This is a genomic window from Arthrobacter sp. V1I9 (genome assembly GCF_030817075.1).
In the GTDB taxonomy this organism is placed as follows: domain Bacteria; phylum Actinomycetota; class Actinomycetes; order Actinomycetales; family Micrococcaceae; genus Arthrobacter.
In genome coordinates, this window is sequence record NZ_JAUSYU010000001.1 from 1,212,497 (window position 1) to 1,224,455 (window position 11,959).

Below are 11,959 nucleotides of genomic sequence, written 5' to 3' on the forward strand. Positions count from 1 at the left end.
CGGGCACCCCGGCCAGCCCGGCTTTCCCGGCCTCAAACTGCTGCCGCCGCGGCAGATCCATGCCGAAGCCCCGTCCCTGACCATCGATCAGCAGGCCGCTGTCGACGTCGCGCAGGGATCCGGGCCCGTGCTGGTGCCGGGGGCGCCGGGGACGGGAAAAACCACTGTTCTGGTTGAAGCCGCGGTTAACCGGGTCCTTCGGGACGGGGTGGACCCCGAACGGATGCTCATACTGGCCCCCACGAGGCTGACCGCCGACTCCCTTCGGGACCGGTTCACGGCCCGGCTGGACAGGAGCCTCAGCACCACGCCGGCCCGGACCTGGGCATCCTACGCCTTTGATGTCCTCCGCCGGGCAAAGGCCGAGGGAGTACTGCCGCTCTCGAGGCCGCCGCGCCTCCTTTCAGGTCCGGAGCAGGACCTCATCATCAAGGAACTCCTCGAAGGCCACCGCCTGCCAGGGCTGGAGTTGCCATGGCCTGACGACCTCGCGGGAGCCCTGGAGACACGCGGCTTCCGCCAGGAAGTACGGCAGCTGTTCGACCGCGTTATCGAGTCCGGCCTGACCGCCACGGACCTCGCTTACCTGGGCCGGCAGTGCAACCGGCCCGACTGGATTGCCGCCGCGGGTTTGTACTCGGAGTACCGTGACGTTCTGGACCTGCGGATGCCTGAGGCATTTGACCCGGCCGGGATCATCACCGCCGCACGCCAGATCTTCCAGGACGTCCCTGAATTCCTGGCTGCCGAGCGCGAGCGCCTGCAGGTGATCATCGTTGATGACGTGCAGGAGGCAAACCCGGCCGTCTTCGAGCTTCTGGCTGACATAGCCCGCAGGAAGGATTGCTATGTGTCGTTCTCCCCGGACACCGTGGTCCAGGGGTTCCGCGGGGCCCGCCCTGACCTGGTGGCCGAACTGCCGCAGCTGCTGTCGCCCGATGCTCCCGCATTGGAGCGGCCGCTCCGCTTCGCACACCGGCATACGCAGGTGCTGGCGGATGCGTGGCTGGGTGTCGCGGCCCGTATTTCCCAGCGGGCCGGCGGGCAGCTTGCCAGGCAGCTCGAGCAGCCGGCGGGGGACAGGGAGCAGGGAACGGTGGAAGCCCACCTGGTGCCGTCAGCAGTCCATGAACTGCGGTATGTGGCACAGCGCATCCTGGACCAGCACATCAACCACGGCCGGGACCTGTCCGGAATCGCGGTCATTGTGCGCAACGGAGCCCAGGTAAGCGAGTTGCAGCGTTATCTGTCCGGCCAGGGGATCCCGGTTCGGGTGCCTGTGGCCGAATCGGCCGTCCGGGACGAAGTGGCGGTTCGGCCCCTGCTTGATGCGTTCGCCGTCGCGTTGGACCCCGCCTCGCTGACTCCCGAAATGGCTGTATCCCTCTTGACGTCCCGTATCGGCGGTGCCACGTCCATCGAGCTGCGCCGTCTGCGGCAGTCGCTGAGGCGCGAGGAGCTTCTGGGCGGTGGAGGACGCACCAGCGACGACCTGCTCGTTGAAGCTTTGCTGGAACCGGCAGCCCTGTCCTCCCTCGGCATGGAAGGCAGGGCTGCGCGCCGCACAGCGAACATGATCCAGGCGGGCCGGAAAGCTGCCTTTGAACCGGGTGCCAACGCTGAGTCCGTGCTGTGGGCTCTCTGGAATTCGACCCGCCTGTCCACAGCCTGGACGGAAACAGCGCTGTCCGGCGGGCCGCACGGTGCCCGTGCCGACCGGGACCTTGATGCCATGATGGCGCTGTTCCACACGGCTGAACGGTACGTTGACCAGATGCCCGGCGCCGGTCCGGAGCAGTTTCTGGAGTACCTGCTGAACCAGGAACTTCCCATGGACACCCTTGCCGCCCGGGCGCAGTTGGACGACGCCGTGGAACTCATGACTCCCGCCAGCGCAGCAGGGCGGGAGTGGCCGGTTGTCCTGGTGGCCGGACTCCAGGAAGGCGTGTGGCCCAACACCCGGCTCCGCGGCGAATTGCTGGGCAGCACCCTGTACGCCGACGCAGTGGAGCATGGAGCAGGGTACGCACTGCAGCGGGATCCGCTGAGCCGGTTGCGGGACATCCGTTACGACGAACTGCGGAGCTTCTCCACGGCGGTGTCGCGGGCCAGCGAGCTCCTGATCTGCACTGCCGTCTCCTCCGAGGACGATCAGCCGTCCTCCTTCCTTGATTACGTCGCCCCCCTCAACCCGGACCAGGACCGCCGGGCATTCACCCCGGTGGAACGGCCCATGACCTTGCGCGCGCTGGTTGCCGAACTCCGGCAATATGCCCAGCTGGATGGGCGCCACGAGGCTGAGGCGGAGGAAGCGGTGCGGGTCCTCGCGCAGCTCGCCGCTGCCGAGCCCCCCGTGGCTGGCGCGCACCCCGGGAGCTGGTGGGGGCTGCCACAGCTGACCTCGTCCGATGCCGTGGTTCCCCCCGGTGGAACAGTGTCTGTGTCGCCGTCGAAAGTGGAGACAGTGCAGAAGTCGCCGCTCGACTGGTTTGTGCAGGCAGCAGGCGGCGAAGCGGCCACGGACTTCGCCAGGAGCCTGGGCACGCTGGTCCACGCCATCGCGCAGGAGCTTCCGGATGCGTCGGGAGCAGAATACGTGGCCGAACTGGTTCGCCGCTGGCCTGCGCTCGGAATGAAGGACAACTGGGAGGGAAGGCTTGATTTCCAGCGTGCGGAGGCCATGGTGCGCAAGCTTGCCCAGTACGTGCTGGTCATGAGGAGCGAGGGCCGGAGCCTGCTGGGGGTCGAGCAGGACTTCGAGGTGGCGCTCCCGGACGTGGTGGTGGACGAAGGTGCGCCGCGTGCCGCCGTCCTCCGTGGGCAGGTGGACCGCCTGGAAATTGACAGTGAGGGCAGGCTTGTCATCGTGGATCTTAAAACGGGAAAACGCCAGCCGGCTAAAACGGAACTTTCCACGCATCCGCAGCTTGGGTCCTACCAGGCCGCGGTCCTTGCAGGTGCCTTCAGCGGTAGCCCTGAAGGGAGCACCCCTGCGGTGCCAGGCGGCGCAGTACTCGCCCAGCTTGGTACGGGCGCAAAAAATCCCGGCATCCAGCAGCAGGAAGCCCTTGATCCGCAGGACAACTGGGCTATGGACATGGTGAAGGAGGCCGCTGTGGTGATGGGTGGCAGCGAATTTTTGGCACGGCACGACCCCTCCAAGGGAAGCCACGGCGGCCACGGCTGCCGGCTCCCCGAAGTGTGTCCGCTGTGTGTGCGGGGAAGGCAGGTCACGGAATGAACCTGAATTCAGCCGTTGCCAGGACCACTGTGCCCGAACCGCGGTTCACCCCGGAAGAGCTCTCCGTGCTGCTGGGGGAGAAGAACGTCCCCACGCCGGAACAGTCGGCCATCATCAGTTCGCCGCTGACGCCGCGGCTGGTCATCGCGGGCGCAGGTTCGGGCAAAACCGCCACCATGGCCGACCGCGTCGTTTGGCTGGTGGCCAACGGCTGGGTCAGGCCTGAGGAAGTCCTCGGGGTGACGTTCACCCGCAAGGCCGCCAGGTGAGCTGGCGTCCCGGATCCGGGCCAAGCTGGCTGCCCTGCAACGGCTGGCCGGCCAGGAAACCGGGCACCGGCTGTTCCCGGAACAGGCGGCCAGCAGCGATTCCCTCGAGCCCAAGGTGTCCACCTACCACTCCTTTGCCAGCGGCATCGTCTCGGATTACGGGCTCCGGCTGGGCGTGGAGCGGGACGTGGTCCTCCTCGGCGGCGCCCAGGCCTGGCAGCTGGCCAGCGAAGTAGTGGAGGCCTACGACGGCGAGTACGCCCACTTCCGTTCTGCCAAGTCGACTCTGGTGAAAGCGGTCATCCAACTGGCCGGCGAATGTGCGGAGCACCTTCAGGAGCCCGAGGACGTTGAGGCCTGGCTGATGGCCAGGCTGTCCGAATTTGAGTCCCTGCCGTACCAGGACGGCAAAAAGAAGAACCCGCCCCAGGCGGCGGCCGAGCTCGCCGGCATGCTCCGCACCCGGGCGAGCGTGGCCGACATGGTTGGCCGGTACGCGGCAGCGAAGCGGTCACGGGGCGCCCTTGACTTCGGAGACCTGGTGGCCCTCGCCGCCAAGGTGGCGCAGGATGTCCCCTTGGCTGCACACATGGAACGGCAGCGGTACAAGGTGGTGCTGCTCGACGAATTCCAGGACACTTCATATGCCCAATTGGTGTTGTTCTCCCGGCTCTTCGGTGGCGGCCACGCGGTAACCGCAGTGGGCGACCCCAATCAGTCGATCTACGGTTTTCGTGGGGCCTCGGCCGGGCAGCTTTTCCACTTTGTCCGCGAATTCCCGGTACACAGCGGTTCAGCGGAGGCCGGTCAGTGGGCTCCTGCCCCCACGTCCTACCTGACGACGGCCTGGCGGAACGGGCGGTCCATTCTCTCGGCAGCCAACGTTATGTCTGAGTCTTTGGGCAAGGCGGCTGCGCAACGGGGACCGGCGGGCGGGGGAGGCTCTGCAGCAGCGGACGTGCCCCCGTTGCAACCCAGCCCGCATGCAGTCGAGGGAACAGTGGTGCTGGGGCGCTTCGGCACCGATGTTGATGAGGCGTGTGCGCTGGCTGAAGACGTTCTTAGGTACCGTGTGACGGACTTCGAGCTGAAATCAGACGGGACCCCCGTACCGCCCGCCCTTGCTGTCCTTTGCCGACGCCGCGCGCAAATGGAAACCATCCGGCGCCAGTTTGAAGCCCGGGGAATCCCGTATGAAATTGTCGGTCTCGGCGGGCTACTGGACACCCCGGAGATTGTGGACCTCGTGGCCACGCTGCGCGTGCTGGCCGACCCCGGACGCTCGGATTCGCTGATGCGCCTGCTGGCGGGCGCCCGCTGGCGTATCGGTCCCGCTGACCTGATGGCGCTGCGGGACTGGTCCAGCCAGCTGGCGCGCCGGCGGGGGCAAGCCGCTGAGCGGTCCCTTGACGAGCAGCCGGACGAAGCCGGTGAAACCGTCCTCGAAAGCGACCTGACCGACGCCGCCAGCTTGGTGGAAGCCCTGGATTGGCTGCCCAGGGAGGGGTGGACGTCCGCCAATGGCCGGTCGCTCAGCGACGGCGCCCGCACCAGGCTTGCCCGGTTGTCGTCTGAGCTGCGGCAACTCCGGACCTACCTCGGCGACGACCTCACCACACTGCTGGGTGAAGTCGAGCGGGCCATGCTGCTCGACATCGAAGTGGCCGCGCGGCCCGGCATCAGCATCCACCAGGCCCGCCGTAACCTCGACGCATTCCAGGACGCCGCTGCGGGGTTCCTGCGGACATCCCAGCGCGTGGACATCCTCGCGTTCCTGTCCTGGCTGGAGGCTGCAGCCGTGGAGGAAAACGGGTTGGAAGCGCCGGCCAGCGACGTCAACCGGGAAGCCGTACAACTCCTGACCGTCCATGCATCGAAGGGCCTCGAATGGGACGCGGTCTTTGTCCCCGGGCTTAATGCCGGGGCCTTCCCCAGTGACAGGGACTCCCGCTGGAGCAGCGGTTCGGCGGCGTTGCCCTGGCCGCTCCGCGGCGACCGTGCCGATCTTCCGCAGTGGGACCTTGACCAGCCTGACCAGAAAGGCTGGCTGGACGCGGAAAAGGACTTTAAGTCAGCCGTCCAGGCCCACGGGGAGTCAGAGGAACGCCGCCTGGCGTACGTGGCCTACACCAGGGCCAAGCACGTCCTGTGGGTGTCCAGCCCTGCGTGGGTCGGCTCCCGGGCGGGGCGTGCGGAGATGTCCCCGTTCCTTACCGAGCTCGAGGAACTCACCAAGGTGACGGGGGCCGCGCCGCGGGCTGCTGCGACTGTTCATCCGGGGTCGCTGGAGGAAGCCGCCCTCCCGGAGAAGAGCCCGCTCACCCTGGAAGCCGAAGTCGCCAGCTGGCCGTACGACCCCCTTGAGGGGCCTGTGGATCCACGTTCCGGTAACCGCCTGCGCCTGTCAGGCGGAAGACGGCAGGCCATGGAGACAGCCGCCGCCAAGGTTCTTGGCGCCCTGGGGGCCCGGAACGGGGAAGCACTTCCGGTACCGCACCAGGAATTGCCCGCAGGGCAGCCTGATCCCGGCAGGGAGCTGGCCGGTGTGGCACGGGGATGGGCGCGGGAAGCGGCTCTGCTGCTGGAACGGCGCGCCAAAAGGACCGCCGGCCGGGAAGTGCACCTTCCCGGGCATATCTCCGCATCCACCCTGGTGGAACTGCGGGAGGATCCCGCCGCGGTGCTTGGCAGGCTTCGCAGGCCCGTGCCCCGCGAACCCGGGATGTCAGCCCGGAAGGGAACTGCCTTCCATGCCTGGGTGGAGGAGTACTTCGGTGCCGCCGGAATGCTCGACCTCGGCGAAGCTCCCGGCTCAGACGACCACATCGATGCTGCCTACGACCTCGACGCCATGGTGGCAACCTTCAAGGCGTCGCCTTGGGCCAACCGGTCGCCGGCTTTTGTGGAGGCGCCGGTCGAGACCCGTGTGGGCGACGTCGTGGTGCGTGGGCGCATCGACGCCGTCTTCCGGGACGCCGACGGGCGGTGGGACCTGGTGGACTGGAAGACAGGACGGCGGCCGTCCGCTGCGCAGCTGAGGACTAAGTCCGTGCAGCTTGCGGTGTACCGCCTGGCTTGGGCGCGGCTGAACGGGGTACCCCTCGACGAAGTACGGGCGGCCTTCTTCTACGTGGCGGACAACGAGGTGGTGCGTCCCCACGACCTCGGAACAGCCGCAGAGCTGGAGGAAATCGTGGCGGCTGCGCTTAGTTCTTAGTGACGTCCACGATGGAAATAGCTGCCGTGGAGGTGTCGTCCAGGTCTTTCCTGTCATCCGCCTTGGACTGCCCGCTGTTTTTCGTCCCGATGCTGCCGGCGGGGTTGTCTGTGGCGGCGTCAGCCGCGGAATCCGCGGAGATGGGAGTGACGTGGACCGCCGGCTGAACCGGGGCCGGGACCGGCACCACCGTAACGGAGGGCACCAAACCTGAAGGCTCGGCGTCGGCCGCCCTCATGGCCGGCACATTGCCCACGGCCGGGGCACTTCCCACGGTGGGCACACTGCCTGTAGCCGGAGCGCCCGGCGCCGGCTGGGGCTCCACGCTGATGGGCTGCCCGCCGTGCTCTTCGATATCCCGGGCAAGGGTGCTTAGCATCTCCTCTGCCTCGGAGATCATGCCGGGGTCTTCCGCGGCGATCCCCTTCACCAGGTACTGGGCAAGGGCGAACTCGGCGGACAGTGCTGCCCGGCGCAGAAGATGGTTATCCGGGGTGTCCCGGCGGCTGGCGGTGTAGGCGCCCAGGACCGCGTCCACGAAGTCCTGCTCGTTGGAGGCAACAAGCCAGGCGAAATCGTCGGCTGGATCGCCGATCCTCAGGTCAGTCCAGCCGGTCACTGCAGTGACCCGCTGGCCTTCCACCAGGAGGTTGTCCTCATGGAGGTCGCCGTGCACCACGCTGGGGTTGAAACGCCACAGGGAGACGTCTTCCATGGCGTGCTCCCAGCGGAGCAGCAGGGCCGGGGGAATTTTCCCGGTGGTGGCCGCCTGGTCGAGTTCATTCAGCCGGCGCTGCCGGAACTCATTGGGGGTGTAGCTGGGCAGGTCGGCATTGCTGACCAGCGAACGGGGCAGGTCATGGATGGTGGCAAGGGCCACGCCAATTTCACGGGCAAGGGCATCGGGCCCGGCCGTCAGTTCCTCGACACTGCGCGTGCTGCCGGCCAGATGCGAGTAGACAAACGTACTCAAGGTCCCCAGCCGCACGCTGCCGGCAACTGTGGGCATAAGGAAGGGCAGTTCGGCGCGAATGGCGGGAGCGAAAGCCCGCAGCACGAGAAATTCCGTTTCAAGCCGGGCGCTTGCCTCGGCATGCCGCGGTGAGCGGACCCGCCACCGCTTACCCTCCGAGTCGAGCAGCAGGGCCGAGTCGAAGTCCGCGGGGTCGTCCGGGGCAGAGCTAACGGCCGTCGGGGTCAGTCCGGGGACTGCCGCGGTTGCAACGGCTGCCAGTTCAATCGGTTTTCTTCTCACCGTTCCACGGTAGATTGCGTCCCGTCCAAGACACCGGTCCAAGGACGGCGAGTCTTCAGATATAGTCCAAAACCGGGTGGGCGGGCGGGCCTAACGATTGGGACATGCCACCAAATATCAATTGTCGGTCCCAGTCAGTACGGTGGACACATGAGCCATGCGGAGTCTGTTACACCGGTCCACCTGGGCAAGGCGGCCCGGCTGCCGGCAAACCACCTGATGGACACGGTTCTCCCGGTGCCTCCTGCGCTGGTTGACCGCGGTTCCGTCGCCCGGGCACAACCGGGCATGGTGGAGGAACTCCTTGCCAGTGCGAACACCCTGGCGGTTGTCCTCTCGGGCCGGCAGGGCCTGGTCCAGGGCGGGGGGCTGTTGATGTCCGGCGCCCGGGCACTCCGTGATGAGCTTGCCGCCGCGGGTTCCGCGCCACAACTGACGGTTTACCTTGGTTCGGCCCTGCCCGATTCTGACCTACCCCCGGGCACCCAACTACTGCTTTTCGTCCTGCCGGAAGCGCTGGAGCCGGGAACTGCCGGAATCCCCTCGGATGCAACGTGGGCCGGATTCCGGGATGTTGCGGCCGGGCTGAGCCCAACGCATACCGCACTTTTTGTTGAAGCCAGCGCCATCGCCAACTGGCATGCCACCCACACGCACTGTCCGCGCTGTGGTTCGCTTACGGACGTGGAAGCCGGGGGATGGGTCCGGCGCTGCCCGGTTGATGACTCTGAACACTATCCGCGAACCGATCCGGCCATCATCGTCACCGTAGTAGGTCCGGACGGCCGCCTGCTCCTCGGCGGCGGTGGCGCCCGTGATGCCAGGAACTATTCAACCCTGGCGGGGTTCGTGGAACCGGGGGAGTCCCTGGAACAGGCAGTGGTCCGGGAGATTCATGAGGAGGTGGGAGTGCGGGTCACCGCGTGCCAGTACCTTGGCTCGCAGTCCTGGCCGTTCCCCGCCTCCCTTATGCTTGGATTTACCGCCGTCACTGAAGACGCCGAGGCAACGCCCGACGGCGTGGAGGTCACCAGGGCGCGCTGGTTCAGCCGTGAGGAGCTCCAGGACGCCGTGCTCGCCGGTGAGATCACCATCTCCAGCCGGCTGTCGATTGCCCGCTCCCTGATAGAGCACTGGTTCGGCGGACGTATTCAGGACCTGGCAGGCGCCTGAAGCCTTACTTATCCATCAGACTCCAGCACGCGGTAGTCGAGACGAAAAAGCAGCAAAAGTGACTACAGAAAATTTTGACGGTGCAGCTTCGCTGGAGGACCGCATCCTCCGCGGGCTGGACGCGGAGCAGCGCGAGGTGGCGAGCACGCTCAACGGCCCGCTCTGTGTGCTGGCCGGAGCCGGCACCGGCAAGACCCGGGCCATCACCCACCGCATCGCTTATGGCGTGCACTCGGGCGTATACACACCCCAGCGGCTGCTGGCCGTGACCTTCACTGCGCGGGCGGCGGCGGAGATGCGCAGCCGGCTGCGGGACCTTGGCGCAGGCAATGTTCAGGCCCGCACCTTCCACGCCGCGGCACTGCGCCAGTTGCAGTTCTTCTGGCCGCAGGCCGTGGGCGGGACGCTCCCCAACCTGCTGGACCACAAGGCCCAAATGCTCGCGGAGGCAGCCCGGCGGCTTCGGCTGAGCACGGACAGGGCCTCTATCCGCGACCTTGCCTCGGAAATCGAGTGGGCAAAAGTATCCATGCTGACCCCCGCCAATTACCTCGAAAACGCGCAGGGCCGGGGCGCTCCGGGCGGCTTCGACCTCACCGCCGTGGCACGGGTTTTCCAGTCCTACGAAGACGTCAAGACAGACCGCAACGTCATCGACTTTGAGGACGTCCTGCTGATCACGGTGGGCATCCTGCAGGAGGACGAAAAGGTCGCCGCCACCGTCCGCGAGCAGTACCGGCACTTTGTAGTGGACGAGTACCAGGACGTTTCCCCGCTGCAGCAAAGGCTCCTTGAACTGTGGCTGGGAGGAAGGGACGAGCTGTGCGTCGTCGGCGATGCCAGCCAGACCATCTATTCGTTCACCGGGGCCTCGCCGAAGCACCTCCTGGAATTCAAGGCCCGTTATCCACAGGCCAACGTGGTCAAGCTCATCAGGGACTACCGCTCAACGCCACAGGTGGTCAGGCTCGCCAACGATCTGCTCGCCGGCAGGCGCAGCGGGGGAGCGGTCGCCGATGCCGCGTGGGCTGCGCCGCTGCAGCTCGTGGCACAGCGGCCCGCCGGGCCCGCCCCCCAGTTCACCGAGTGCTCCGACGACGAAGCGGAAGCCGCCACGGTGGCGCAAAAAATCAAGGCACTGCTCGACGCCGGCACCCCGGCCAGCGAGGTGGCTGTGCTGTTCCGTACCAACGGCCAGTCCGAGGCTTACGAACAGGCGCTTGCTGCCGCCGGCATCGGGTACCAGTTGCGCGGCGGCGAGCGGTTCTTCGCCCGCAAGGAAGTCCGCGACGCCATCCTCCAGCTGCGGGCAGCCACCCGGGCAGTCTCCGCGGAGTCACCGGAGCCGCTGGGCCAGCTGGTCCGGGATATCGTGGCTTCCCTCGGCTACACGGACGCAGCGCCCCACAACGGCGGCGCGCTGCGTGAACGCTGGGAATCCCTCGCGGCGCTGGTCGCACTCGCCGACGAACTCGTCAAGACCCGGGGCCCGGAGTTTGGGCTTGCAGAATTTGTCAACGAACTGCAGGAGCGTTCGCTGGCCCAACACGCACCCACCGTGCAGGGCGTAACCCTTGCCTCGCTGCACGCGGCAAAGGGTTTGGAATGGGACGCCGTGTTCCTGGTGGGGCTCAGCGAAGGACTCATGCCCATCTCCTTCGCCGACTCGCCTGAATCCGTGGACGAGGAACGCCGGCTCCTCTACGTGGGAATCACCCGCGCACGGGAACACCTCTCCCTGTCCTGGTCCACCGCCAGGACTCCGGGTGGCCGCGCCAACCGCAAGCCCTCCAGGTTTCTGGACGGCCTCCGCCCGGATTCCGTCGCCGCCTCAAACATCAGAGGGAAGGGGCCGGCTCCCCGCCGCAAGGCTGCCGCCCCGGCGATGTGCAGGGTCTGCGGCAGCATGCTGGCCACCGGCGCCGAGCGCAAGGTGGGTCGGTGCAACGCCTGCCCGCCGAGCTACGAGGAACAGACCTTTGACGCCCTGAGGACCTGGCGGCGCGAAGTGGCGCTCGCTGCCGATGTCCCCGCCTTTGTGGTGTTCACCGACGCAACGCTCACAGCCATTGCCGAAGCAAGGCCAGGATCCTTGGAAGAACTTGCGGCGCTGGCCGGAGTTGGACCGTCCAAGCTGGAACGCTACGGGGAAGACGTCCTGCGGGTCCTGGTGGAAAGCACGTCCCTGTGATCACTACCGAGGGCGGCGCTCCCGTTGAGGTCCGGCGCTCCGCCCGCCGGACCCGGACCGTTGCGGCCTTCTGGGAAAACGGCACCGCTGTGGTGGCCATCCCGGCACGGTTCACCGCAGCACAGGAAAAAGAATGGGTCCAGCGGATGCTGGCCAAGCTGCACCGCCAAGGGGAGCGGCGCTCGGCTTCCGGCAGGAAGCGCCCAACCTCGGACGCCGCCCTCGCCGCGCACGCGGGCCTGCTCTCCGAAAGGTACCTCGGCGGAAAGGCCACACCGGCGTCGGTACGCTGGGTCAGCAACCAGAACTCAAGGTGGGGTTCGGCCACCCCGGCGGACGGCACCATCCGTCTCTCGGACAAACTGCGCCCGATGCCCCAGTGGGTCATCGACTATGTGCTGCTCCATGAGCTCGCACATCTCCTGGTGGCCGGGCACAACGCCGCCTTCTGGCAGCTGCTGGAGGCTTACCCGGAGACTGCGCGGGCGAAGGCTTTCCTGGAGGGTGTGTCCTTTGCCATGGCCCGCGGCCTGCCGGGCAGCGATTCGGGTGACGGAACCCGCGCCGTCCAGCCAGGGCAGGAGCGCTGGGCGGACGACGCCGACTAGGCTCG

General features: G+C 67.1%; 5 protein-coding genes and 1 pseudogene. 5 read left to right on the forward strand and 1 reads right to left on the reverse strand.

What is annotated here, in order from left to right; genetic code table 11:
* The first annotated feature begins 37 nt into the window (after positions 1-37).
* Both QFZ70_RS05780 and QFZ70_RS05785 read left to right on the forward strand, forming a co-directional pair.
* Positions 38-3,241: an ATP-dependent DNA helicase gene (locus QFZ70_RS05780; RefSeq protein WP_307097805.1), complete on the forward strand. Its 3,204-nt coding sequence runs from the start codon at positions 38-40 to the stop codon at positions 3,239-3,241.
* Positions 3,238-6,727: pseudogene (locus QFZ70_RS05785) on the forward strand (ATP-dependent helicase). Before QFZ70_RS05780 ends, QFZ70_RS05785 begins: the two are co-directional and overlap by 4 nt.
* Here the strand turns inward: QFZ70_RS05785 and QFZ70_RS05790 are convergent.
* Complete coding sequence (locus QFZ70_RS05790; protein ID WP_307094489.1) at positions 6,717-7,982, reverse strand: macrolide 2'-phosphotransferase; 1,266 nt, start codon at positions 7,980-7,982, stop codon at positions 6,717-6,719. The pseudogene QFZ70_RS05785 and the gene QFZ70_RS05790 overlap by 11 nt on opposite strands.
* Positions 7,983-8,132: 150 nt before the next feature.
* On the opposite strand from QFZ70_RS05790, the gene nudC reads away from it, so the two are divergent.
* The 3 genes from nudC to QFZ70_RS05805 are packed head-to-tail and all read left to right on the forward strand — an operon-like array spanning position 8,133 to position 11,954.
* Positions 8,133-9,155 carry an NAD(+) diphosphatase gene (gene nudC, locus QFZ70_RS05795; protein WP_307094490.1) on the forward strand — a complete coding sequence of 341 codons (1,023 nt, stop codon included), beginning with the start codon at positions 8,133-8,135 and terminating at the stop codon, positions 9,153-9,155.
* Positions 9,156-9,213: 58 nt separating this feature from the next.
* Entirely contained in the window at positions 9,214-11,346 is a 2,133-nt protein-coding gene (locus QFZ70_RS05800; RefSeq protein WP_307094491.1) for an ATP-dependent DNA helicase UvrD2, read from the forward strand.
* Positions 11,343-11,954, forward strand: coding sequence for a M48 family metallopeptidase (locus tag QFZ70_RS05805; protein ID WP_307094492.1), 612 nt, complete (start codon positions 11,343-11,345; stop codon positions 11,952-11,954). Before QFZ70_RS05800 ends, QFZ70_RS05805 begins: the two co-directional genes overlap by 4 nt.
* The last annotated feature ends 5 nt before the right edge of the window (positions 11,955-11,959 follow it).